Genomic DNA, 22,506 nt, shown 5'->3' with positions numbered 1-22,506 from the left:
CGCTGGCTTTGTGGGAGATTAAAAATATTTTACTAATTGTTAATTGTTAACTATCAATTGTTAATTGAAAATTATGAACTTTACCACAGCACGTGAGCACCTCAAAAATGTGCTCCTTCCCACTCCCCTCATCTACAGTCCTATCTTCAGTGAAGAATCAGGTAACAACATCTACATCAAACCCGAAAATCTCCAAAAAACAGGAGCTTTCAAAATTCGTGGCGCTTATAACAAAATGCTCAAACTCACCGAAGCTGAAAAACAACGCGGGGTTATTGCTTCTTCGGCGGGCAATCACGCCCAAGGGGTTGCTTATGCAGCCCGCGAGTTGGGTATCAAAGCGGTGATTGTAATGCCTAAAACTACCCCGCTCATCAAAGTGCAGTCTACTAAAAAATACGGTGCTGAAGTGGTGCTCTACGGCGATGTGTACGATGATGCTTACCAAAAAGCCAAAGAGTTAGAAGAAAAAGAAGGCTATGTATTTGTGCATCCTTTCAACGACCCCGATGTGCTTGAAGGTCAAGGTACTATTGCCCTCGAAATCCTCGAACAGTTACCTCAAACCGATGTGATAGTCGTACCTATAGGTGGTGGCGGACTCATCTCGGGTATTGCTTGCGCTGCTAAACAAATAAAACCAGAAATAAAAATTGTAGGAGTAGAACCTTCAGGCGCTGCTTCGGCTACCGAAGCGCTTAAGAAAAATAAACTCGTTACCCTGTCCGAAGCCAATACCATCGCCGATGGTACTGCCGTAAAACGCATAGGAGAACTCAATTTCGAGTATATCAAAAAATACGTAGATGAGGTAGTAACTGTCGATGATTATGAACTTACTGAAGCCTTCTTGTTACTCACTGAAAAACACAAAATTATCGCCGAAAACTCAGGGGTTTTGCCTTTGGCTGCCCTTAAAAAACTCACCGACCGCAATAAAAATGTCGTGCCTGTAGTGAGTGGAGGCAATATCGATGTCTTGATGATTTCCTCAATGATAAACAAAGGATTGGTGAGCCGCGATCGTATTTTTAACTTCTCAGTAAGCATCCCCGACCGCCCTGGTGAACTCGCTAAAATTACCCACATCATTGCCGATGTAGGTGCAAATATTGTAAAACTCGCTCACAATCAATTTAAAAACCTTTCTCGTTTCCGCGATAAAGAAGTACTTATCACCGTCGAAACCAATGGTACCGACCACATCCAGCAGTTAGTACAAGCCTTTGAAGAAAAAGGTTACGCAATCAAGTAAGAGATAAGAGGTATGAGGTATGTGAGTAAAGCCAGTGAAGAGCATAGTAACCTTCTATCCCCTATCTCCTAAAATCCCAAATAGAACTCTTTTGTAAGTGCTTTATATTCTTCGGTATATACCCCTCGTTCTTTTTCAATAATGAGAATATGGATGGGGTAGGAGGGGAGTGAGGTTCTGCCAAAGAGCATCATACTGCGTTTGAGTTCGCTTTGTGCATTGCCGCGTGTATGAGTGATTTGTTGGGGGAAAAGTCCGAAAGTAACTGCCAAAGTGATAAATCTTTCACTTTCGGTATATGGAAGAATAACGCTAAACTTCCCTTCAACGGCTAACAAACGATTTACTCCCTCCAAGAGTTGTTCAGGAGGTAGCGCATCGCTAAAACGAGCCGTATTGCGCGCTTTTTCAGGAGTTTTATAATCGGTAGGGTAGAAGGGAGGGTTAGAGATAATCAAGTCGTAAGGCTCGTCCATTTCAGTAAAAAATTCTTCAAACGATGCGTGATAACAAAAAAGTCGGTCGCCCCACGGACTTGCTTCAAAATTTTCAGTACATTCTATATAAGCACTTTCATCAATTTCCACAGCATCAATAGTCATTGCCTCAGAGCGCTGTGCGAGCATTAAGGCGAGTAAGCCTGTGCCAGCTCCAATATCCAAGATACTTTGAGGCTGCTCTATAGGCGTCCACGCGCCGAGAAGTACGCTATCAGTGCCTATTTTCATTGCACTTTGAGCCTGCTTTACACTAAATTGTTTAAATTGAAAGGTCATAGTTGTCAGGTGTTAGGGTTTCAGGGTTCAGGGTTTTCGCCGCAAAAATAGCAATAATCCCCAAACCTTCAAATCTCTAAATCGTTATTTGTCATCCTCCCCCTCCCACCGCTCCAATTCCCACCATTCTCACCACCTCACTTCTCCAAATAGTCATTCGTCATTTGTCATTCGTCTCTCGTCATTCGTCCCTCGTCATTCGTCTCTCGTCATTCGTCATTCGTCATTCGTCATTCGTCTCTCGTAATTTATATGGTTTTTCTGTTAAAACCGCCCTTTTTATTGTCATTTTTGTGTTAAAAAGAAAAACATCCCAACTTCCTTTTATTCGCTGATGATTTATATTATGTAAACGCTTTTTTCATCTTCTTTTTTCTATATAAATTAACAAATATAACTTTTTTTCATTATCTTTAAAAATCATTTGTTTTTTCCTTGTTTCGTTTTAGGTAAATTTATACTTTTGCACCGTCAATTTTTAACATTTATTTTATGAATTACCCTAAGCTATTCTTTGTGTTTAGTGTCTTTTTCTTACTTTTTGGAGGACTCTATGCACAAGATAAAACGGTAACGGGTGTCGTTACCGATGAAGCAAAACCCCGCTCATCGGGGTGAGTGTAGTGGTTAAAGGCACTACTCGAGGCGTTTCTACCGACTTTGATGGGAAATTTACCCTTCAAGCCAAAGAAGGTGAAACAATTGAATTTAGTTCAGTGGGATATGTCGCTCAAGACAAGAAAGTAACAGGAGCTGGCAAAACACTGAATATGAATGTTGTCCTTAAAGAGGAAACCCAGCAACTCTCCGAGGTGGTGGTAACCGCATTAGGTATCAAACGCGAAGAAAAAGCGTTGAGCTACAATGTGCAACAGGTGAAATCCGAAGAACTCACCAAAGTGAAAGCTCCTAACTTTGTAAACAGCCTCAATGGTAAAGTTGCAGGGGTTACTATCAACAAAAGTGCTTCAGGGCCAGGAGGTGCTACTCGTGTGATAATGCGCGGTGAGAAATCTATTGAAGGTAGTAACAACGTGCTTTATGTGGTAGACGGGATTCCGCTTTTCAATACCCAAGCAGGTGGCGACAACAGTGGTATCAAAGGTGAAGGTCGCGTAGGTAGTGAAGGTATCGCCGACTTCAACCCTGAGGATATTGAGAGCATCTCGGTGCTCAGTGGCCCTTCGGCAGCTGCCCTCTATGGTAGTAATGCCGCCAATGGGGTGATTCTTATCAATACCAAAAAAGGTAAAGAAGGCAAAATGCAAATTTCACTCTCTTCTACTACCGAGTTTAGCAAACCTTTTATATTGCCTGAATTCCAAAACACTTATGGCAACCGCAGTGGGCAATATAGCAGTTGGGGTAGCAAATTGGCAACGCCCAGCAGCTACGACCCCGCAAAAGACTTCTTTGAAACAGGTACTAACTTTATCAACTCACTCACCCTTACAGCGGGTAACAAAACCAATCAAACCTTCTTCTCAGCTGCGAGTACTAACAACAATGGCGTAGTGCCTAACAATAGTTACCACCGTTATAACTTCACAGTGCGTAACACTACTTCGCTATTTGAAGATAAAGTACAATTAGATTTGGGTGCTTCGTATGTCAAACAGAAAGATATGAATATGGTCTCTCAAGGTGAGTATTGGAACCCTATTGTAGCCGCTTATCTCTACCCTCGTGGTGAGGATTTTGAAAAGATAAAAACCTTTGAACGTTACGATACTTCTCGTTATTTCGCTACCCAATATTGGCCTCTCAGCGAAAGTAGATTTGCTCCTCAAAACCCTTATTGGACAGCTTATCGTAACTTAGCGTCTAACAACAAAGACCGATTTATGTTCAATGCAGGACTTACCTACAAAATCACCTCTTGGGCAAATGTTGCAGCACGCGCTCGCTTAGACAAAAGCTATATCAATTTTGAACGCAAACTCTACGCCTCATCAAATGAGATTTTTGCCAAACCTAATGGTGCTTATGAATATGCGAATTACAACGACCACCAATTCTATTCCGATGTGATTGGAACTATCAACAAACAGTTTTTTGACGATTGGAGTCTAATGCTCAACCTTGGGGGTAGCTATTCCGATTTTGATGCTATAGAACGCGGCTACGGTGGTAACTTGCAATTAGTGCCTAACCTATTTGCTATCCAAAATATTACACCTTCCGAAGGTAAAATAACCGAAAAATACGGTGACGCTCGCCGACGTAATGTGGCTGTGTTCGGAAATGCCGAAATTGGTTTCAAACGTTGTGCTTATCTTACTCTTTCAGGACGTAACGAATGGGATTCTCGCTTAGTAAATTCAGCTGAAGAATCTTATTTCTATCCTTCAATTGGTTTTTCTGCCGTGATTTCCGAAATGGGTGAGATGCCTGCTTTCTTGAATTATTTCAAAGTCAGAAGTTCATATACCGAAGTGGCTTCCCCTATCGCGTGGTCAGGTCGTACTCCTGGTACTATTACCCAAAAAATCGTCGGTGGGGTAATCAAACCTGAAGAGATATACCCTTATGCCGATTTCAAAGCCGAACGTACTAAATCCTATGAATTAGGGCTTAGCTTGCGCCTCTTCAAACACTTCAATATTGAGTCTACTTGGTATCGCTCTAATACTTACAACCAAACCTTTATCGCTAACCTACCAGAATCTACAGGTTATAAATATATCTATTTGCAAGCAGGTGATGTACAAAATAGTGGTATAGAATTGAGTGTAGGCTATCGCAACCAAATAGGCGGTGTAGATATTGCTAGTTCAGTATCTTATACTCGTAATAAAAACGTGATTAAGAAGATGGTGAAAAACTATAAACATCCTTTTATTCAAGAACCTTTCAATATCGATGAAGTGAGCAAAGAAAATGGTAGAACCATCTTAAAAGTTGGTGGAAGCATCAGCGATGTATACGCTTCTAAATTCTTGAAAAAAGATAATCAAGGGTATATCAATATTCCTGAAAGTGGCGATATCACTCTTGAAGATACTAAACCGGTGTATTTAGGCAAAACTACTCCCGATTTCCTTTTGGGTTGGAACAACTCTTTTGGCTATAAAGGTTTTGGTTTGAGTTTCCTTATTAGTGGTCGTTTTGGAGGTATAGTAACCTCTTCTACCCAAGCGATTTTAGACCGTTTTGGAGTTTCTAAAGCCTCTGCTCTTGCCCGCGACAATGGTGGGGTAGCACTCCCTGGTCAAGGTAAGTACGACACTAAAAAATACTATGAATTAGTAGGTACAGGCGAAAGTAATTTGGCAGGATATTACACTTACGATGCTACCAATGTACGCTTGCAAGAATTAGCGGTAAGCTATACTTTCCCTACCAAATGGTTTAAAAAGAAAATCGATGAGCTCACCGTATCAGTTATCGGCAACAACGTGTGGATGATCTACAACAAAGCTCCTTTCGATCCTGAACTTACCCCTTCTACCGCTACTTATGGTCAAGGTAACGACTATTTTATGCAACCTAGTTTGCGTAGCATAGGATTTAATGTAAAAGTAAAATTGTAATGTTATGAAAAAGAGATTATTTATATACACCTCTATAGCTCTTGCGGCGATTTCTTGTAATAAATTTGAAGAAATCAATACCGATGCCTTTGGGGTAACCCAAGAAATGGGTAAGAGAGATGGTATTACTATTGGGGCAAAAATTACCTCTATGCAAGCCCAAGTAGTACCTGTAGGTACGCAAGCTGATGGTACAAGTGTTATAAACCAATACCAAGTTGCTTACCACTTAGCAGCCGATACTTGGAGTGGCTATTTCGCCCAAAACCAAGATTGGGACAACGGGAAAAACAATACTACCTATTTCCTATTAGAAAGATGGTATGAAGCCTCATATAGCAGTTCTTATACTAAAATGTTGCCCCTCTGGAGCAGTGTGAAAGAAGATGCCGAAAAGAGTAACTTTCCCGAGGCTTTTGCTCTAGCTCAAATACTCAAAATTTCCGCTTGGCACAAAGCTACCGATATGTTCGGCCCTATTCCTTACAAACAAGCTGGTAAAGGCTTGCTAAGAGTGCCTTATGATAGCCAAGAAGAGGTATATCAAGCATTTTTTGACGACCTTACAGCGGCTATTGCAGTATTGCAAACCAAATACGACCAAGGAGGTGCCTTGTTGCCTAACTACGATGCTGTATATGCAGGCGATGTAGGCAAATGGATTAAATATGCTAATTCACTAATGTTGCGTTTGGCAATGCGCATACGTTATGCCGCTCCTGCCAAAGCTCAACAATATGCCGAACAAGCTATCAATCAAACTTTAGGAGTAATGACCGATAAAGCCGAGGAGGCTAAAATGAGAGAAGGTGCCGGACTTAGTTTTGTAAATAATATCGAAACCTTTGCAAACCAATATGGAGAGTGCCGTATGGGGTCTTCTATGTTCTCTTATTTAGTAGGTTATGAAGATCCTCGCTTGATGAAATATTTCAAACCTAGCGATAGTCCGTATGCTCAAAATGTACCTTTTGCAGGAGCTAAATATCAAGCTTTACCTACGGGAGCAGGTTGGAAATCAGCATCTTTTAAAAGTTTCTCTATGCCTAATATAGAAAAAACTACTCCTACCTATTGGATGCGCGCTTCCGAAGTGTATTTCCTAAGAGCTGAAGGCGCTTTAATGGGTTGGAATATGGGCGATACTGCCGAAAACTTGTATACCAAAGGTGTCGAAACTTCTTTCGCCGAAAACGACATCAATGCAGGACAAGTAGCCCCTTATCTCAGCTCAGATAAAGAACCTGCTGACTATTATGCTAGTTGGTTAGGAAATGCCGATGCGCCTACTCAAGCTACTACTAAGTGGCAAGGTACTACCGAAGAAAAATTAGAAAAAATTATCACTCAAAAGTGGATTGCTCTTTACCCTAATGGTCAAGAAGCGTGGACTGAATGGCGTCGTACAGGTTACCCTAAATTGCATAAAGTAACCCAAAATGCTAGCGGTGGAGTCATCTCTTCCGAAAAAGGAGTACGCCGTATCCCTTACCCCGAAAGCAAACTCACTGGCGAAGATAGAGCCTATTTAGCACGTGCGCTACAACTCTTAGGCGGCGCCAATACTGGTGCTACCAAAGTTTGGTGGGACAAAAAGAACTAACGTTTAAAATACTGTGAAAGTTATGAAGTATATATCTAAAGCTATTACTATAGCAATACTTGCAATAGGGCTATCCCTCACTTCTTGCAGCAAGTGGACGGAAATTGAGCCTAAAGAAATAGACCACAACGGGGGAGCTAATACCCTCAGCCCCGATGAGCGCGACGCGCATTATGCTTCCTTGCGCGCTTGGAAAAAAACTGCCGAAAACTACGGTCGCCCCGTGTCCTTTGGTTGGTTTAGTAACTGGTCGCCAGAAGGTAGTGTGCGCAAGGGCTATTTGTCTGCCTTGCCCGATAGTATCGATATGGTATCAATGTGGAGTGGCCCCTTTGGTATCAGCGAAGCTAAAAAAGCCGATAAAGCCTATGTGCAAAAGGTAAAAGGTACTAAAGTGTTTGTGTGCTTTATCTTGCACAATATCGGTACAGGTATTACCCCTTCTTCAATCGCCGATAAAATAAAAGCCGAAAACCCAGGTGATTCTCAGGCAGTACTCAACGATAAAATTAAAAAAGCGCAAGAAGCCTATTGGGGCTATACCAGTGGTGTACAAAGCTCTACCGACCATATTGCCGCTATTAAAAAATATGCTAAGGCGCTCTGCGATACTATCGTAAAATACGATTACGACGGTCTTGATATCGACTGGGAACCCGATGGTGCTGGCGATGGTTTTGGTAACCTAAAAGGTGGTTATGAAAGAGGTGAGTATTTGCACGTTTTGGTAGAAGAACTCGGTAAATACTTAGGCCCTAAAGCTACTGTCGATACAGGTAAACGTCGCTATTTATTGGTAGATGGTGAATTGTGGAATGTGAAAAAAGAATCAGCCCCTTATTTCGATTATTTTATCTCTCAAGCCTATGGTGATAGACATCTAGATTATAGGGTACAAGGAGTTAAAAATGCTTTTGGCGAGTATTACAATACCCGCAAACACATTTTTACTGAAAACTTTGAGTCTTATTCAAAATCAGGAGGAGCACTGCTCGACCAAGCTGAATATAATTCATCTGAAGGACCTAAAGGAGGTGTAGGCGCTTATCGTATGGATAACGACTACGACAATCAGCCCGATTATAAATGGATGCGTAAAGCGATTTACCTAATGCATAAATCCTATGCCGAGTATATAAAAAAACATCCACAACCCTAAAATTATAGCCTTATGAAATACCTAAAATATTGTATAGGAATCTTCGCTTTCTTGGCTCTAAACGCTTGTAAAGACAAAGAAAACGAATTGTTGGAAACCAAAGTCTATTTTGAGCAAGCCCAACAACGACTCAAATTAGAAGATAATGTTAGTAGTCACGCTTTCAACATCACAGCTCGTGTTTCTAATATCAGCGATAGCGATGTGAACGTAACCTACCAAATAGGTGATGCCCAAATGGTAGCCGACTATAATGCTAAAAACGGCACCAAATACCAAATGATGCCAGCAAATAACTTCAGTTTACAGAAGAATAGTACTGTAATTAAAAAAGGAAGTGTCTATGCCGAACCTTGCCAGTTAGCTCTTAAAAACCTTTCAACTATCCAAGAGGGGAATACCTATGTAATTCCTGTAACTATAGCCGATGCAAGTGTTCCTACTATCGAAGCTAAAACCTTATTTGTAGAGGTGGCTAAACCTATTGTTATCAATAAAGTATTCGATTTTAATGGTAGAAAATACCTTTCTATCCCAATGGACGAAAAGGCAAAATTCAATGCACTTACTTATGAGGCAATGATTTATGTAGATACTTTTGTAAAACTCAGTACAATAATGGGAGCTGAAGGAAATCTTATCTTCCGCTTTGGTGATACTACTGTGCCTAAAGACCAAATACAAGTGGCTGGAAATGTACAGTTCAACCCCTCCAAAACCTTTGCCGCTAAACAATGGTATCACGTTGCCCTTGTGTTTGATGGCGCTACCAAACGCACTGAAATCTATGTAGATGGAGAACGCGTAGCCGAAAAAACTGCCTCAGTAAATAGCTTCAATCTCAATGGTAACTTCTTTATAGGTTATGCTTATGATTACGATGGTTCTCGTACTTGGAGAGGTAAAATGTGCGAATGCCGTGTGTGGAGTGTAGCACGTACTGCCAACGAGCTTAAAAACAATAAATTAGGGGTAGATCCTAACAGCGAAGGACTCTTTGGTTATTGGAAACTCAACGGTGCTGATGTATATCAAAAAGATGGCAACTACTATGTGAAAGACCAGTCTAAAAACCATCGCGATGCCACCTCACGACGTGGTGCTTATCAAAATGGAAGAGGTCTCTCAGTAGAACCCGATGTTGTCGAAATGAGAATTTCAGAATAATTGTAATATTGTAAATCACACACTTTACCAAAATCAATTATTCTGATAACCAATTGTTCTAATAATCAATTATTCTAATCAATTGTTCTAATAATCAATTATCTTTGAACTATGTTATGTAGGGGCGTTTTGCAAACGCCCCTATATATTTATATATTTTGCAATATCCCCTCGTCATTCGTCATTCGTCTCTCGTCATTCGTCCCTCGTCCCTCGTCATTCGTAATTCTTTTTTCTCATTAATCATTCGTAATTCGTAATTATTTTGTACCTTTGCCCCTTGGTATTAGATATAAGCATATAACGAATGAATTTTAACATTTCTGAAACACAACAGATGGTAGCCGAAGCCGCTAAGGACTTCGCCGAAAAATATATCCGCCCGCACGTGATGCAATGGGATGAAAGTCAGGAATTTCCAGTAGAAGTATTCCGCAAAGCTGGAGAACTCGGTTTTATGGGCATATTAGTCCCCGAAATTTATGGAGGTTCTGCCCTCGACTACCACGATTATATTGCTATTGTTGAAGAAATATCAAAAGTCGACCCCTCCATAGGGCTCTCTATAGCTGCTCACAACTCCCTTTGTACCAATCACATTCTCAGTTTTGGCAACGAGGAACAAAAACAACGCTGGTTGCCCAAATTAGCTTCAGGCGAGTGGATAGGAGCGTGGGGCATCACCGAACACAACACCGGCTCCGACTCCGGCGGAATGGCTACTACTGCTGTGAAAGACGGCGATGAGTGGGTGCTCAACGGCACCAAGAACTTCATAACCCACGGCAAAAGTGGCAACATCGCTGTAGTGATTGCTCGTACGGGCGAAAAAGGCGACAAGCACGGTATCACTGCCTTTGCGGTAGAACGCGGTACTAAGGGCTTCAGTGCAGGTAAAAAAGAAAACAAACTCGGTATGCGCGCTAGCGAAACCGCCGAAATGATTTTCCAAGACTGCCGCATCCCCGATGCCAACCGACTCGGCAAAATAGGCGACGGTTTTATCCAAGCGATGAAAATATTGGACGGCGGCCGCATCTCCATAGGGGCACTTTCTTTGGGTATCGCCAAAGGCGCTTACGAAGCCTCACTCAAATACGCCAAAGAACGTATGCAATTCGGCAAACGCCTGATTGATTTACAAGCTGTTGGATTCAAACTCGCCGATATGGCTACCGAAATCGAAGCCTCCGAACTGCTCTTGCACAAATCCGCTTTTCAGAAAAATAACGGTCAGCGTGTAACCCTATCAGGAGCAATGGCTAAAATGTACAGTTCCGAAGTGTGTGTGCGTGTAGCCACCGAAGCCATTCAAATTCACGGAGGCTATGGCTATACCAAAGATTTTCCGGTAGAAAAATTCTTCCGTGACTCTAAATTATGTACCATAGGTGAAGGTACTACCGAAATACAAAAGTTAGTCATCACTCGTCAAATAGATAAAAACTCATAATAAACGAAAGCAATTAATTATGTTATCCAATTCCAGTAAGTACGCCATCAATGCAGTAATCTACTTAGCACTACACGCTTCACCTACCAAGAGGTTAGCCCCCAAGGACATCGCCGAAGCGTTACATATTCCTACCTCCTTTTTGGCAAAAATATTACAAATATTAGCCCGAAAAAAGGTTATTAGCTCCAATAAAGGACCAGGAGGAGGCTTTTGGCTCACCGATGAAGAAAAAGAAGCCCCTTTGATGAACGTCGTAAAACATATTGGCGAAGCCGAGAAATTCACCTCTTGTGCTATGGGCTTCAAAGAATGCTCGTCCGAAAAACCCTGCCCACTGCACAATTCCGTACAGCCTTTCAGAGACAATTTTATGCGTGAACTCGCCGATAATTCCATCGCCTCTTTTGCCAAAAAAATTGCTGATAAAACAGCATTCCTATCTCCCACAGAGTAATTTGCTAATCAACATTACACTTTACCAAAGGCTAAAATAAAGAAACTTAAAAACAATTATATATTATGGAGAACGGAAAACTCTTTAACATTTTAGGTTGGGTAGCAATGGCTGCCTCTATTAGTATGTATGTATCGTACATACCACAAATCAGTGATAACCTTGCAGGACACAAGGGGAATCCTATACAGCCTTTGGTAGCAGCAATTAACTGCTCGTTATGGGTGATATATGGATTTTTCAAAAAACCCAAAAGAGACTATCCTATATTATTAGCGAACTTACCAGGTATTGTCTTTGGTCTATTTGCCTTTGCAACTGCTTTGTAATTGAGGTATCACACACTTTACCAAAGTTTCTTGCCCGTGTGGCTCGAAACTTTGGCAAAGTTGAAATACACATCCCCTGCTAAATAAAATGAAAAGAATTGTCACTGATGAGTATCACGCTCCCGTCGTTTTAACCCTCCCTGAGATTAAAACCCTTATCGATGAATTGTCTTATAGCGGACATCATTTTGTCGTTTTCTCAGAAGACGGCGATACCGGCAACTACGTACAGACGATTTTAGAAAATGAAGAACTCGGCGAAAAAAGCCGTTATCAAGTAGAGGCGCGCGTGTACCACTCACCCGATGCCTTCACACATTACCGTACCTTTGTAGAAACCGCCGACGAAGCCTTTGCACCTTTTGAAGCCTTCTACAACAACACCCCCTACAGCTATGATAGCTGGAACAACGTCACCGACGAATTTACCAATTAACCAATTTGCTAATTTTCTAATTTGCTAATTTTCCAAAGATATGTTACAACTAAACACTATTAGAGAAGAAAAAGACCGCGTACTCAGCGGACTTAAAAAACGCAATTTCAAAGAATTGCATCTCATAGACAACATCATCGCCTTAGACGAAAAACGTCGCGCTACTCAGCTTTCATTAGATGAAACATTGGCGAAATCTAACAACCTCTCTAAGGAAATCGGCTCCCTTTTTAAAGCGGGAGAAACCGATAAAGCCAATGCGCTGAAAGAGCAAACAGCCACCCTTAAAGAGGATATCAAAACCCTCACCGATACCCTCAACACTACTGTAGAGCAGCTCAATGATTTGCTCTATCGCGTGCCTAATATCCCCAATGAGTTAGTGCCCGAAGGTACTTCCGAAGCCGATAACGTAGTAGTATTCGAAGCAGGTGAAATCCCTAACTTGGGTAAAGATGCTTTGCCACACTGGGAACTCGCCAAAAAATACGACCTCATCGATTTCGAGTTAGGAGTAAAACTCACCGGCGCAGGCTTTCCCGTATATAAAGGCAAAGGCGCTAAATTACAACGCGCCCTCATCACCTACTTCCTCGACAAGAATACCGAGGCAGGTTACAACGAATTCCAAGTGCCTCACGTGGTGAATGAAGCCTCAGGCTATGGTACCGGTCAGTTACCTGATAAAGAAGGACAGATGTACCACATAGGGGTCGATAATCTCTATCTCATCCCTACTGCCGAGGTGCCTGTTACGAATATCTTCCGCGATACATTGTTAAACGAAAGCGATTTGCCTATTTGCTGCACAGCCTATACCCCTTGCTTCCGCCGCGAAGCCGGTAGCTATGGCGCTCACGTACGCGGACTCAACCGCTTGCACCAGTTCGACAAAGTAGAGATTGTGCGCATCGAGCACCCCGATAATTCTTACAAAGCATTAGAAGGAATGATAGAACATGTGAAAGGTATCCTCAACGAACTGAAACTCCCTTACCATATTTTGCGCTTGTGCGGAGGTGATTTAGGCTTTACTTCAGCCATTACCTACGATTTCGAGGTATATTCCACCGCTCAAGAAAAATGGTTAGAGATAAGTTCAGTATCAAATTTTGAAACCTTCCAAGCCAACCGACTCAAATTGCGTTTCAAGGACTCCGACGGTAAGAATCGCTTAGCGCATACCCTCAATGGCAGTTCATTAGCCCTTCCGCGCGTATTAGCAGGCATTTTAGAAAACTACCAAACCCCCGAAGGCATTGTAGTCCCCAAAATCCTCAGAAAATACACCGGCTTTGATATCATCAACTAATAAGCAAATATAAAAATCAACAAATCACACACTTTGCCAAAAGTCCTAGCCATACAACTCGTACCTTTGACAAAGTTTTTTTGTATTCACCAATTTGCTAATTTAACTCCTATTCCCTAATTTCTACCAAATCATCAAAACAATGAGCTAATTAGTAAATTGGCTAATTTGCAAATTATCCCTACCTTTGTCCCCAAAAAATATATTATTAATGAGTACTCAAACTGTAGAAAGAGAATTAGCAAAAGAAGAAAAGAAAACTAAATTAGGCTTCAACGGGCTTACACCTTCCGAGTGGGCACTACTCTCTAAAAATGTAATCACTGAAGACGATATCCTAAACCCCGTGTGGAATGATCTCTCCTCACCCAGAAACCAATACCAATTAGAACACGGTGCCGTATACCCTGTAAAGTTATGCGAACGCCTTATAAAAATGTATTCCAAAGAAGAAGATACCATATTCGATCCCTTCTTGGGCATAGGCTCCACTATGATTGCTGCACAAAACCTCAACCGCCACTGCATAGGCACCGAACTCAACCCTAAATAACTAAATAATTATGAATGAATCACTTGTAGAATGGACTTTATTGCGTGAACAGAATTATCTCAGCGAATGTATAGGCTTAGGTCTAAAGAAAAAAGTATTTCAACAATATTCAACAAAATATGGAAGAATAGATTTTGCTCACGAGCTAAATGATGGAAGAATAGCTATAACAGAACTTGAAACTATCATTGATAGTAAGTCAAAATTAGAATATTGTCAATATCAATGTTTAGAATATGCTAATATTAAATTCGAAAATACAAAAAGCACTATAATTGTTATTCTGATTGCTGAAGAAACTCCTATAAAATATAAGAAAGAACTAATTAATTTCTCAAAAAAAAATAATTTTGAATTTAAAACATATTCATTAGATATTGTAAATAAATACTATAAACAATTAATAGAAGAAGCTGTTAGAAACTCGGGAATACCTTTAGTTAAACCTGTTGCTAATAATTTTACTCATTTATCTTGTTTAAACAGATTGATACTTCCTTTTTTTGAACTAGAAAAAGATATATTACAAAGAGAGGATTTTATTGAATATTTTAATCTTAAAGAAGATAAGGCTGATAGTCATTTTAAAGTACATAAACAAATGGCTGAATACTTCGAACTTATAAAAGACATCTCCACTACTAAGAAATTAGATAAAATAGAACTAACCAATTACGGAAAAAGGTTTCGAGAAAATATAAATTATGAATTTATTACATATAAAAGCTACATAAAATCAGATCTTAAAAGAATTGATTTAAGTTTAGAACAAAAAAGAATTCTACTTGAAAGTTTAATGAATGGAAACATAGGAGAATTAAAAGGTAAAGTAAATATACTATATTTTTTACGATTTGTTCATTTAACAGAAGGAATTTATGTGCCAAAAGGAAGAAAAATGGACTATGAAAAGATAAGTTTTACCAATAGTTTTCTAAAAACAAACTATTCGGAAATCACTCTTTGTAATTGGCTAAATTTTGTATGTAATCACACTGTCGAATTAGGATTAATAGAAAGAATAAATACCAATAATAACTATGATCGTGCTATCCTCACTAGCCTAGGTTCAAGAGTGTTAGGTTTCATAGAAATGGATTTGCACTTAAAAAGAGAACGTTCACAAATACCTTTGCAAATATGACAATAGATAAAATCAATGAATGGTGGATGAAGACTGATTTTAAAGAAATGGAAGAAATTACAAATTTTAAACAACTTGAATTTAACCCTGAAGAAGGATATCAAGACTTTGTCGATGTTTGTAATAATTGGTGGAAGAACTTATCTGATGAGAGAAAAAAAGATTATTATAATGAATATAATTAGTCTTGCCCCTCCAACATCCTTTACTTAACGTCCGCCCTCGTGGCAACGATTTAATGCAACAAGCAATGTCCTCCCTCTCCCTACTCAGGCAAAAACTTACCAAAGCCCTCGAAATGGATAAAGGAGGTATACCCACTTGGCTTATTACCGAACTCAATACAATAGCACAAAATGCACAGTCCATCAATCAAGAAATTGATATCCAGCATATATGGGAAAATTACAAGAATCAGATCCCTAAAAACAAAGTAGTCCTAACCATTGCCTATTTCCTTGACGGACTTTACCTAAACCATAACGGTATCCTCCTAAAGTGGGATAAACGAAAACTTATAAATACCACCGAAAAAGATTTCCTACCACACTTCTCCTCTTTTTTTGGCTTTACAAATTTCACTACCCCTACCCCTATAACAGAGGTACAAAATGAAGTAGATGAAGACGAAGTTACCTATACAATCGTTCACAAAGTACTTATCCCTAACGGTTTTAAAATAGTATCCGTATCCTACCCAGGTTCGCAAGGAGGAGGGGCAATACTCCCTAATCCCGAATTAGGAAAAGCACAACCCCGTGAATATCCCGATGTTATCGCCCTCCCCCCCGATAACACTAATATAGATGTTGTATTAAACGAAAGTAAAGGAATGTTTTCTAGAGCAAGTGTTGAGCCCGATGTAAATAAAACCCTAAAATATAAAACAGACCCCTCTAAAATCACAGCTTTAAAAGAAACCCTTTGTGTTGCTCAAGTAATAGACCCCAACAAGCAACTCAAAAATATTATTATCGGAGTAGCTTTCGGTGTAAAGAGCAATACTAGAACTACTTGGCAACCCGACAATGTAGATTTCATCTTCAGAATCGTAGACCGTAACCATTGGGCAATAGGTATCTTTTCCCAAGAAATGAAAAACCTTATAGATAATATAGAAAGAGAAACCTCTTTCCCAAAACTCTTTAAGTTGAATAAATAACAATCCTCCCCCACATAAAAACCACAGAGCCTGTCCGAAAAGTTTTAACAGGCTGATTAACAGCAATGAATAAAAAAGAGGCTGTCCTTAAAAGTTTAAACTAAACTTTTTGGACAGCCTCTTCCATTTCCTCATTTCCCCATTTGCTAATTTCCTCATTTCGTAACACCCCCTCCCAAAAAGGTTACAACCATTTGCACCCTCCCATTTCCCACCCTACCTTTGCACCGTCAAACCAAAAAAACTAAATCAAAATGGGAAAAAGCAAAGCAAACTACGCCATCACAGGACTCAGCGGTAAAGTCGGCAAAATATTCGTATACCGCCAACGAGGAGGCGAAACCATCGTCGCCACACTAACCCACATAAAAACAAATTCTATTGTACTGCCTTCTATGCAAAAACGCCCTTTTAGACGAATCCTTCTTACATAACTATCTTTTATGGAAGAAAAATCTGATTTTAAAACTAATGTATATTATGAGTTTATTTTTAAAAGGGGTAATATTAGAGAAACTCTTTCAAAGTTTAACAATGAAAAAGAACTGTTTTTACAAGGTTCTTTCAAAAAAGAAGAGTTATTTAATAACTATTTAAAAGTAATTGTAGAATAAGCAAAGCCTTAATATCTAATGAATTAGAAACTAAGGCTTTGCTCTGATAGCGACTTGGATTTCTCCGCATCGCGGTCTAATAATCACTTGTTAGACACTGCAAAAGTACAAAACATTTTTAATAGCAAAATAGATCTTTAAAAATCTTTTTCAATCAGTAGAATTTTACCTTCACTTTCCACTATCCTGTTTTTTATAGTTCGCACAAACAACAAAGCCAGCCCCACAGCTGACTTTCTTCCTTTTCTCCTAAAACAAACTCAACTGTTCCACGGGCAGTAGCTGAAATGTTTTGCGGTGGTGCTCAGTAGCGCCGTGCTCGGCGATAGCTTTGCGGTGTTCGGGGGTGGGATAGCCTTTGTTTTGCTGCCAATGGTACTCAGGGAACTGCTGGGCAAGGTCTTCCATATAGGCATCGCGGTAGGTTTTCGCAAGTATCGAAGCCGCTGCGATGGTTTGTATTTTGCCGTCGCCTTTCACCACACAAGCATAAGGAATTTTCTGGTAAGGTACAAACTTATTGCCGTCTACTGCAATAAATTCGGGGGTAGGGGAGAGCTGCGCAATAGCGCGGTGCATAGCCGTGATAGAAGCGCGGAGGATGTTCAGCTCGTCTATTTCGGCAGGAAGTACGTGACAAACGGCATAAGCCACTGCCTCACGCTCGATGATAGGTCGCAAGAGGTTGCGTTGTTTTTCGGTGAGTTGTTTAGAGTCGGTGAGGAGCTCATTTTTGAAGTCGGGGGGCAATATCACAGCTGCCGCTGTTACGGGACCCGCCAAACAGCCGCGCCCGGCCTCATCCGTACCCGCTTCTAATGAAGAATGATAGAATAATTGTAACATATCTCTTACCTCTTATCTCTTACCTAAAATAAGCGTTGAGCAGTTGCCTCCAAAGCCAAAGGAGTTAGAAAGCACGTGCTGTATAGGTTTGTATTTCAGTTCGGTTTGTGGGCGGATAGGCACTTCTTCCATTGGTGTGCTGAAGTTGAGGTTAGGGAATACCACCCCGTGTTGCAAGGCTAAAACGCTAAATACCGCTTCTACTGCCGAAGCTACTGCCAAAGTATGCCCCGTAAAGGCTTTGGTAGAACTAAAATCGGGGACGTGCTCGCCAAAGATACGCATTAAGGCGCGACTTTCGGAGAGATCGTTGTTTACGGTAGCTGTGCCGTGCGCATTGATATAATCGATATCTGCAGGGGTTAATCCTGCTGTTTGTAGGGCTTTTTGCATTGCTAAAAACGCACCTTCACCATCGGCGGAGGAGGCTGTTTGGTGATAAGCATCATTGGCATTGCCCCATCCTTTGATTTCTGCTAATATAGTAGCCCCGCGTTGTAGGGCATTTTCTTCGGTTTCCAATACCAAAAAAGCACCTGCTTCCCCTAAGTTTAAGCCCTTGCGATGTTGGTCGAAAGGCGTGCAGTCGGTATCCGAGAGAATCATCAGGGTATTAAAACCATTGATAGTGAATTTAGAGAGGGCATCGGCACCACCGGCAATGAGACAATTGGCTCTGCCGGTACGAAGGAGGTTGATAGCCGTTATTATAGCGTTTGCCGAAGAAGAGCAGGCAGTACTCACGCTGGTTACAACGCCTTTTATGCCTACATAATCGGCGATTTGGTGAGTTACCTCGCCTATATTGTGAGTAGTGATATAGCGTCGCAGGGGTTCATCATCACCATAGCGGAAGAAATAGTTTTCGGTCATATCCATACCTCCAACAGTAGATGCCATAATGAGTCCGCAGAGAGAGAGGTCTTTTTGGGTAAGACCAGCATTGGCAATCGCTTCTTGTAAGGCGATAATCCCCAAGAGAGAGGTGCGTGAATAGGCGTTCACTTCGGGTAATCGCAAAGCAGTAATAAGCTCAGCGTTCGTGCGTTTGATTTCGCCTACCTTGATGTGGTCGGCGTGAATGGTTGCTACATTTTCAATCCTGCTGATACCTGCTTGGCGATGGGTAAGGGCATAAAAATTCTCTCCGACAGTGTTACCTATCGAAGAGTTGATACCCATTCCCGTGATGACTATTTTTTTCGGCATCGCTATTTGGTGCGGTGAGCGGTGATGTAATCAGCCATTGTTTTCACCGATTGGAAGATTTCTTTTCCTTTTTTAGGGTCGTCTAAGCGGATACCGTAATTCTTGTCGAGCAGTACAATAAGTTCGAGAGCATCGATAGAGTCGAGGGCTAAGCCAGTGCCGAAGAGAGGCTCATTTTCATCGATATCCTCGGGGGTTACTTCTTCTAAGTTGAGTACTTCAATAATCTTGTTCTTGAGTTCTAAAATAAGTGCGTCCATTATAAATATATTAATATCAGGGGGCAAAGATAGTGAAGAATTAGCAAATTAGCAAATTTCGAAAATTAGCCGATTGAGCGACAAAAGAGGTATTTAAGAAATATTAATTGTATTTATATCACAGAAGAAACTTGTATTAAGTATTTCTATCTTTTGTTTTTGCCAAAAAGTTCTGAGTGGCTTCCTAATCTTTGAAGAATAATAGCTTTGTTTTCTATGTCTTCTTGCCAAATCAACAACAAATCAGGTTGTACGTGACATTCCCAACAACCTTTAAAATTACCCGTTAATAAGTGAGGAAGATTTTTTGAGGAATACCTTCAGTTCCTTCAAACATCAAAATTTCTACTATTTCTCTAATAGCTTTTTTCTTTATCTCTTGATTGGAAAATTTTTTGTACTCCTTTTTATAGGTTGTAGTTATAAAAATACTATATTTAAGGACTTTTTGTTCAGAGTCATTCATTAGCTAAATCTCTAAATAATTCATCGATATCAGTGTAGGCTTTTAATTTTCCTTCTTGATATTCTTTATTTCCTTCCTCAATAGCTTTAATAGTTTCTTCATTAGGAGTATAATCTTCCATTGGCTCAGCTACTATATGCGCTGGCTCTACTATTACATTGTATTTCTTGAATAACGATTCTACTATAGGTACATTCACATCGGGAACGCTGATGTGATAATTTACCATTCGGTTGTAACTTACAGCTTCCATATATTTCTTTTTTGCGGCAAAGATAGTGAAGAATTAGCAAATGAGCAAATTCCCTAATCTGCTAATTGGCAAATTGCCCTATAATCATCGTCTAAGAATTCAACCCAACCAGTGAGCACACTTTGGGCTTTGCCTTGCGCTAAAAGAGAGTTGCTGTATTGCTCTAAAAAGGGTTGTGCCTCCTCGTAACTATCGAATACAAAAAAACTGTTTTCGGTTTTCAGTTGGTGACGTATGCTTATCTCACCTAAACAGATGTTGGGCAGGGTGTAAACAAACACAGCGGGACTGGGGTAATATTCCTGCGGATTGGCAATAGATGCCTGATGCTTGCGGTCGGTATCGAGGCTGGCAGAGCGATTTGCAAATACTAAGGCTACACCGTTTTTCTCGGATTGTGAAAACGGACGTAACAATACTTCGGTGGCTAAGAAAGCGAGCTTGCTGAGGTTATCCATTTTGAAGAATTTAGGATACTCCATTTGCAGGGCTTTGAGGGCTTTTTTGGAGAAATCGGTAAATGATGTGCTTTTATCGGAGAAAAGCACTGAACCGTTTAGAGTGATGGTGTTGTTTTCTATAGTGCAGGTCTTCATAAGTGAATAGTGAAAAGTGAAAAGTTGTTATTTGTGGGCAAAGGTAGGAATAATTTGCCAATTTGCTAATTTGCTAATTTACTAATTTACAAATTTACCGATTTGTTAATTCGCTAATTATGTAGTATCTTTGTCGGCAGTAACAAAAATGCTTCTCTATGAAAAAGTTTTTATTAGGTTTGCTTTGCTTCTTGTGTTTAGTGATAGCTACGCTCTACCTCACCGGCTATGGCTATATCCTCAAAGCAGTGGCAATGGTCTATGGCACAGGACATACCACTACTTTCCTCGATGATTATACGTATTTTGACAATCGTACGATTGCTAAAAGCTCCGCCGCTCAACCTTGGGCGATTTCTTTGGATTACAACAAAACTCCCGAAACTCCCGAACTGCAAAATGCACATCAAAAATACGGCACTGTGGCTTTTCTCATCATCAAAGGGGATAGCATTTGGCACGAACAGTATTTTGATAATTACAACTCTAAAAGTATGAGCAATTCGTTTTCTATGGCGAAGAGCTATGTATCAGCACTTTTAGGTAGGGCTATTGCCGATGGCTATATCAAGAGCCTCGACCAAAAGGTGAGTGATTTTTTTCCTGAATACAAAGAAGGTTTTGCGGCACAGCTAACAGTAGGCGATCTCTCTTCTATGGCGTCGGGTCTCGATTGGGATGAATCCTACTACAACCCTTTCTCTATCACTACTCGCGCTTATTTTGACAAGGAATTTCGCGAGAAGATGTTGCACTTAAAAATTACATCACCCCCAGGGAAATCGTTTAAATACCTCAGTGGGAATACTTTCCTCTTAGGGATGGTTTTAGAAAAAGCTACGGGCAAAACGCTTACCCAATACCTCACCGAGAGTCTTTGGCAACCAATGGGTTGTGAGAGTGATGCCCTTTGGCAATTGGATAGCGAGGAGAGCGGATTGGAAAAAGCATATTGCTGTATTGCCTCTAATGCACGTGATTTTGCGCGTTTGGGGAAACTCTATCGCGACCACGGCAAATGGAATGGCAAACAGTTGTTAGACTCCACTTTTGTAGCCACCTCAGTACAACCGCGCTTTGCCGAGAGTCCGCAGTATGGTTATGGCTGGTGGTTGTTAGACTACAAAGGAATTCATTTCTTTATGATGCGCGGACACTTAGGGCAATATGTGATTGCCAATCTTACGGATGATGTTATCATTGTGCGCTTAGGACACCACACTGCCTCCAAACCCTCCGAAGAAACTATCTACCCTCAAGACATCTACGACTATATCGATGAGGCGTATAAGATGTTAGGGGTCAGGATTTAGGTTTCAGGATTTAGGTTTCAGGTGTCAGTGGTCAGGTTTCAGGGGGCAGTGCTGTAGGGGCGTTTTGCAAACGCCCACACTAATAGGTTTTGCAAAAGCCCCCACACCAATAAGTTTTGCAACCGCCCACACTAATAAGTTTTGCAACCGCCCACACTAATAAAACCTTTCGCGCAGGGACTGCGATTTATTTACAATTTATTTTTGTTTGACTATAATTATGAAAGATTTTCCTTTTGAAGAAGAAAAAGAATATATCGCGATGGTGGAGGCGAGTAAGTGCAGAACCTATATAGGTTTTATAGAGGCACTCAACGATGCCTTTTTCATTCATACCGGTCAGGAGCCTCATATCAATGATACGATGTGGTATATATTTTCATCGGATGTAGGGCATCGCAAGATAAAGATACTTTTTATGCGCAGTGGAGCCTTGAAAAAACTGCCTATTTATCACGAAATCACCGTTGATTTAGAACAGTGGAAACGCTATTGGGAAGCCGAAAATCCCAAAAACCAATTAGAATGGGAGTTTTGTTGAGGTAAGAGGTGTGTAGTCCCAAATTCGTGTAATCTGTGGGCTTTTAATAAAAATAAAAAATGGAAAGAA

The 22,506-nt window shown here is 40.6% G+C and carries 25 protein-coding genes and 1 pseudogene; 19 read left to right on the top strand and 7 right to left on the bottom strand.

All coding sequences use genetic code 11. From position 1 onward, the window contains the following. Nucleotides 1-73 precede the first annotated feature (73 nt). Nucleotides 74-1,255, top strand: a complete 1,182-nt coding sequence (gene ilvA / locus HMPREF9073_RS04230; RefSeq protein ID WP_009412770.1) for a threonine ammonia-lyase — start codon at nucleotides 74-76, stop codon at nucleotides 1,253-1,255. 68 nt (nucleotides 1,256-1,323) lie between these two features. Here ilvA and HMPREF9073_RS04225 read toward each other — a convergent pair whose 3' ends face one another. Further along, entirely contained in the window at nucleotides 1,324-2,031 is a 708-nt protein-coding gene (locus tag HMPREF9073_RS04225; protein WP_009412769.1) for a tRNA1(Val) (adenine(37)-N6)-methyltransferase, read from the bottom strand. Nucleotides 2,032-2,523: 492 nt separating this feature from the next. Between HMPREF9073_RS04225 and HMPREF9073_RS16560 the strand changes: the two genes are divergently transcribed. The 16 genes from HMPREF9073_RS16560 (at nucleotide 2,524) to HMPREF9073_RS15690 (ending at nucleotide 16,953) form a co-directional block, all read left to right on the top strand. Beyond that, a complete protein-coding gene (locus HMPREF9073_RS16560) occupies nucleotides 2,524-2,649 on the top strand; it encodes a hypothetical protein (protein ID WP_009412768.1) in 126 nt (41 codons plus the stop codon). After that, on the top strand, nucleotides 2,646-5,564 hold the full coding sequence (locus HMPREF9073_RS04220) for a SusC/RagA family TonB-linked outer membrane protein (RefSeq protein ID WP_009412767.1): 2,919 nt from the start codon (nucleotides 2,646-2,648) through the stop codon (nucleotides 5,562-5,564). The genes HMPREF9073_RS16560 and HMPREF9073_RS04220 overlap by 4 nt, the downstream gene beginning before the upstream one ends. A 4-nt stretch (nucleotides 5,565-5,568) precedes the next feature. Then, nucleotides 5,569-7,167, top strand: coding sequence for a RagB/SusD family nutrient uptake outer membrane protein (locus tag HMPREF9073_RS04215; protein WP_009412766.1), 1,599 nt, complete (start codon nucleotides 5,569-5,571; stop codon nucleotides 7,165-7,167). A 22-nt stretch (nucleotides 7,168-7,189) separates the two neighbouring features. Beyond that, complete coding sequence (locus HMPREF9073_RS04210; protein ID WP_009412765.1) at nucleotides 7,190-8,326, top strand: glycoside hydrolase family 18; 1,137 nt, start codon at nucleotides 7,190-7,192, stop codon at nucleotides 8,324-8,326. Between the two features lie 12 nt (nucleotides 8,327-8,338). Beyond that, nucleotides 8,339-9,493 carry a DUF1735 and LamG domain-containing protein gene (locus tag HMPREF9073_RS04205; RefSeq protein ID WP_009412764.1) on the top strand — a complete coding sequence of 385 codons (1,155 nt, stop codon included), beginning with the start codon at nucleotides 8,339-8,341 and terminating at the stop codon, nucleotides 9,491-9,493. 307 nt (nucleotides 9,494-9,800) lie between these two features. Continuing rightward, nucleotides 9,801-10,946 (top strand): acyl-CoA dehydrogenase family protein, encoded by a 1,146-nt coding sequence (locus HMPREF9073_RS04200; protein ID WP_009412763.1) that lies wholly within the window; start codon nucleotides 9,801-9,803, stop codon nucleotides 10,944-10,946. A gap of 19 nt (nucleotides 10,947-10,965) precedes the next feature. Then, the gene (locus HMPREF9073_RS04195) at nucleotides 10,966-11,403 is read left to right on the top strand and encodes an Rrf2 family transcriptional regulator (RefSeq protein ID WP_009412762.1); all 438 of its coding nucleotides are present in this window, start codon (nucleotides 10,966-10,968) and stop codon (nucleotides 11,401-11,403) included. A 65-nt stretch (nucleotides 11,404-11,468) separates the two neighbouring features. Continuing rightward, nucleotides 11,469-11,732, top strand: a complete 264-nt coding sequence (locus tag HMPREF9073_RS04190; RefSeq protein ID WP_009412761.1) for a SemiSWEET family transporter — start codon at nucleotides 11,469-11,471, stop codon at nucleotides 11,730-11,732. Nucleotides 11,733-11,820: 88 nt separating this feature from the next. Continuing rightward, nucleotides 11,821-12,168 carry a hypothetical protein gene (locus HMPREF9073_RS04185; RefSeq protein ID WP_009412760.1) on the top strand — a complete coding sequence of 116 codons (348 nt, stop codon included), beginning with the start codon at nucleotides 11,821-11,823 and terminating at the stop codon, nucleotides 12,166-12,168. Between the two features lie 40 nt (nucleotides 12,169-12,208). Next, nucleotides 12,209-13,480, top strand: a complete 1,272-nt coding sequence (gene serS, locus HMPREF9073_RS04180; protein WP_009412759.1) for a serine--tRNA ligase — start codon at nucleotides 12,209-12,211, stop codon at nucleotides 13,478-13,480. A gap of 211 nt (nucleotides 13,481-13,691) precedes the next feature. Beyond that, complete coding sequence (locus HMPREF9073_RS04175; protein ID WP_009412758.1) at nucleotides 13,692-14,033, top strand: site-specific DNA-methyltransferase; 342 nt, start codon at nucleotides 13,692-13,694, stop codon at nucleotides 14,031-14,033. Between the two features lie 10 nt (nucleotides 14,034-14,043). Further along, nucleotides 14,044-15,177, top strand: a complete 1,134-nt coding sequence (locus HMPREF9073_RS04170; protein ID WP_009412757.1) for a hypothetical protein — start codon at nucleotides 14,044-14,046, stop codon at nucleotides 15,175-15,177. Continuing rightward, nucleotides 15,174-15,362 (top strand): hypothetical protein, encoded by a 189-nt coding sequence (locus HMPREF9073_RS04165; protein ID WP_009412756.1) that lies wholly within the window; start codon nucleotides 15,174-15,176, stop codon nucleotides 15,360-15,362. Before HMPREF9073_RS04170 ends, HMPREF9073_RS04165 begins: the two co-directional genes overlap by 4 nt. A 65-nt stretch (nucleotides 15,363-15,427) precedes the next feature. Beyond that, nucleotides 15,428-16,339, top strand: coding sequence for a hypothetical protein (locus HMPREF9073_RS04160; RefSeq protein WP_157453487.1), 912 nt, complete (start codon nucleotides 15,428-15,430; stop codon nucleotides 16,337-16,339). A gap of 254 nt (nucleotides 16,340-16,593) precedes the next feature. Next, nucleotides 16,594-16,773 (top strand): hypothetical protein, encoded by a 180-nt coding sequence (locus HMPREF9073_RS04155; protein ID WP_009412754.1) that lies wholly within the window; start codon nucleotides 16,594-16,596, stop codon nucleotides 16,771-16,773. A gap of 9 nt (nucleotides 16,774-16,782) precedes the next feature. Beyond that, nucleotides 16,783-16,953 carry a hypothetical protein gene (locus HMPREF9073_RS15690; protein WP_009412753.1) on the top strand — a complete coding sequence of 57 codons (171 nt, stop codon included), beginning with the start codon at nucleotides 16,783-16,785 and terminating at the stop codon, nucleotides 16,951-16,953. Nucleotides 16,954-17,202: 249 nt separating this feature from the next. On the opposite strand, the gene HMPREF9073_RS04150 is transcribed toward HMPREF9073_RS15690, so the two are convergent. From HMPREF9073_RS04150 to HMPREF9073_RS04125, 6 genes and pseudogenes are all read right to left on the bottom strand, one after another. Next, the gene (locus tag HMPREF9073_RS04150) at nucleotides 17,203-17,799 is read right to left on the bottom strand and encodes a ribonuclease HII (RefSeq protein ID WP_009412752.1); all 597 of its coding nucleotides are present in this window, start codon (nucleotides 17,797-17,799) and stop codon (nucleotides 17,203-17,205) included. 12 nt (nucleotides 17,800-17,811) lie between these two features. Continuing rightward, nucleotides 17,812-19,008, bottom strand: a complete 1,197-nt coding sequence (locus HMPREF9073_RS04145; RefSeq protein ID WP_009412751.1) for a beta-ketoacyl synthase — start codon at nucleotides 19,006-19,008, stop codon at nucleotides 17,812-17,814. Between the two features lie 2 nt (nucleotides 19,009-19,010). After that, complete coding sequence (locus tag HMPREF9073_RS04140; protein WP_002674344.1) at nucleotides 19,011-19,268, bottom strand: phosphopantetheine-binding protein; 258 nt, start codon at nucleotides 19,266-19,268, stop codon at nucleotides 19,011-19,013. A gap of 146 nt (nucleotides 19,269-19,414) precedes the next feature. Next, nucleotides 19,415-19,734: pseudogene (locus tag HMPREF9073_RS16555) on the bottom strand (type II toxin-antitoxin system YafQ family toxin). Continuing rightward, nucleotides 19,727-19,987: a hypothetical protein gene (locus HMPREF9073_RS04130; protein WP_009412749.1), complete on the bottom strand. Its 261-nt coding sequence runs from the start codon at nucleotides 19,985-19,987 to the stop codon at nucleotides 19,727-19,729. The pseudogene HMPREF9073_RS16555 and the gene HMPREF9073_RS04130 overlap by 8 nt, the downstream one beginning before the upstream one ends. Nucleotides 19,988-20,040: 53 nt before the next feature. Next, nucleotides 20,041-20,583: a hypothetical protein gene (locus HMPREF9073_RS04125; protein WP_009412748.1), complete on the bottom strand. Its 543-nt coding sequence runs from the start codon at nucleotides 20,581-20,583 to the stop codon at nucleotides 20,041-20,043. Between the two features lie 158 nt (nucleotides 20,584-20,741). Between HMPREF9073_RS04125 and HMPREF9073_RS04120 the strand changes: the two genes are divergently transcribed. Together HMPREF9073_RS04120 and HMPREF9073_RS04115 are read left to right on the top strand one after the other, a co-directional pair. Continuing rightward, nucleotides 20,742-21,896, top strand: a complete 1,155-nt coding sequence (locus tag HMPREF9073_RS04120; protein ID WP_009412747.1) for a serine hydrolase — start codon at nucleotides 20,742-20,744, stop codon at nucleotides 21,894-21,896. A 220-nt stretch (nucleotides 21,897-22,116) separates the two neighbouring features. After that, on the top strand, nucleotides 22,117-22,437 hold the full coding sequence (locus tag HMPREF9073_RS04115) for a hypothetical protein (RefSeq protein ID WP_009412746.1): 321 nt from the start codon (nucleotides 22,117-22,119) through the stop codon (nucleotides 22,435-22,437). Nucleotides 22,438-22,506 lie beyond the last annotated feature (69 nt).

The sequence above is a fragment of the Capnocytophaga sp. oral taxon 326 str. F0382 genome (assembly GCF_000318295.1).
GTDB lineage: Bacteria > Bacteroidota > Bacteroidia > Flavobacteriales > Flavobacteriaceae > Capnocytophaga > Capnocytophaga periodontitidis.
The sequence above is the reverse complement of the archived record's forward strand: the minus strand, read 5'-3'. Positions and strand labels throughout refer to the sequence as shown.

What these genes read in the sequence shown, in the direction of transcription:
- HMPREF9073_RS15690 (WP_009412753.1), top strand. Translation starts at nt 16,783, where the DNA reads ATGGAAGAAAAATCTGATTTTAAAACTAATGTATATTATGAGTTTATT.
- HMPREF9073_RS04120 (WP_009412747.1), top strand. Translation starts at nt 20,742, where the DNA reads ATGAAAAAGTTTTTATTAGGTTTGCTTTGCTTCTTGTGTTTAGTGATA.
- HMPREF9073_RS04155 (WP_009412754.1), top strand. Translation starts at nt 16,594, where the DNA reads ATGGGAAAAAGCAAAGCAAACTACGCCATCACAGGACTCAGCGGTAAA.
- HMPREF9073_RS04210 (WP_009412765.1), top strand. Translation starts at nt 7,190, where the DNA reads ATGAAGTATATATCTAAAGCTATTACTATAGCAATACTTGCAATAGGG.
- HMPREF9073_RS04190 (WP_009412761.1), top strand. Translation starts at nt 11,469, where the DNA reads ATGGAGAACGGAAAACTCTTTAACATTTTAGGTTGGGTAGCAATGGCT.
- HMPREF9073_RS04160 (WP_157453487.1), top strand. Translation starts at nt 15,428, where the DNA reads ATGTCCTCCCTCTCCCTACTCAGGCAAAAACTTACCAAAGCCCTCGAA.
- HMPREF9073_RS04145 (WP_009412751.1), bottom strand. Translation starts at nt 19,008, where the DNA reads ATGCCGAAAAAAATAGTCATCACGGGAATGGGTATCAACTCTTCGATA.
- HMPREF9073_RS04130 (WP_009412749.1), bottom strand. Translation starts at nt 19,987, where the DNA reads ATGGAAGCTGTAAGTTACAACCGAATGGTAAATTATCACATCAGCGTT.
- HMPREF9073_RS04195 (WP_009412762.1), top strand. Translation starts at nt 10,966, where the DNA reads ATGTTATCCAATTCCAGTAAGTACGCCATCAATGCAGTAATCTACTTA.
- HMPREF9073_RS04215 (WP_009412766.1), top strand. Translation starts at nt 5,569, where the DNA reads ATGAAAAAGAGATTATTTATATACACCTCTATAGCTCTTGCGGCGATT.
- serS (WP_009412759.1), top strand. Translation starts at nt 12,209, where the DNA reads ATGTTACAACTAAACACTATTAGAGAAGAAAAAGACCGCGTACTCAGC.
- HMPREF9073_RS04205 (WP_009412764.1), top strand. Translation starts at nt 8,339, where the DNA reads ATGAAATACCTAAAATATTGTATAGGAATCTTCGCTTTCTTGGCTCTA.
- HMPREF9073_RS16560 (WP_009412768.1), top strand. Translation starts at nt 2,524, where the DNA reads ATGAATTACCCTAAGCTATTCTTTGTGTTTAGTGTCTTTTTCTTACTT.
- HMPREF9073_RS04125 (WP_009412748.1), bottom strand. Translation starts at nt 20,583, where the DNA reads ATGAAGACCTGCACTATAGAAAACAACACCATCACTCTAAACGGTTCA.
- HMPREF9073_RS04185 (WP_009412760.1), top strand. Translation starts at nt 11,821, where the DNA reads ATGAAAAGAATTGTCACTGATGAGTATCACGCTCCCGTCGTTTTAACC.
- HMPREF9073_RS04200 (WP_009412763.1), top strand. Translation starts at nt 9,801, where the DNA reads ATGAATTTTAACATTTCTGAAACACAACAGATGGTAGCCGAAGCCGCT.
- ilvA (WP_009412770.1), top strand. Translation starts at nt 74, where the DNA reads ATGAACTTTACCACAGCACGTGAGCACCTCAAAAATGTGCTCCTTCCC.
- HMPREF9073_RS04140 (WP_002674344.1), bottom strand. Translation starts at nt 19,268, where the DNA reads ATGGACGCACTTATTTTAGAACTCAAGAACAAGATTATTGAAGTACTC.
- HMPREF9073_RS04175 (WP_009412758.1), top strand. Translation starts at nt 13,692, where the DNA reads ATGAGTACTCAAACTGTAGAAAGAGAATTAGCAAAAGAAGAAAAGAAA.
- HMPREF9073_RS04165 (WP_009412756.1), top strand. Translation starts at nt 15,174, where the DNA reads ATGACAATAGATAAAATCAATGAATGGTGGATGAAGACTGATTTTAAA.
- HMPREF9073_RS04225 (WP_009412769.1), bottom strand. Translation starts at nt 2,031, where the DNA reads ATGACCTTTCAATTTAAACAATTTAGTGTAAAGCAGGCTCAAAGTGCA.
- HMPREF9073_RS04115 (WP_009412746.1), top strand. Translation starts at nt 22,117, where the DNA reads ATGAAAGATTTTCCTTTTGAAGAAGAAAAAGAATATATCGCGATGGTG.
- HMPREF9073_RS04170 (WP_009412757.1), top strand. Translation starts at nt 14,044, where the DNA reads ATGAATGAATCACTTGTAGAATGGACTTTATTGCGTGAACAGAATTAT.
- HMPREF9073_RS04150 (WP_009412752.1), bottom strand. Translation starts at nt 17,799, where the DNA reads ATGTTACAATTATTCTATCATTCTTCATTAGAAGCGGGTACGGATGAG.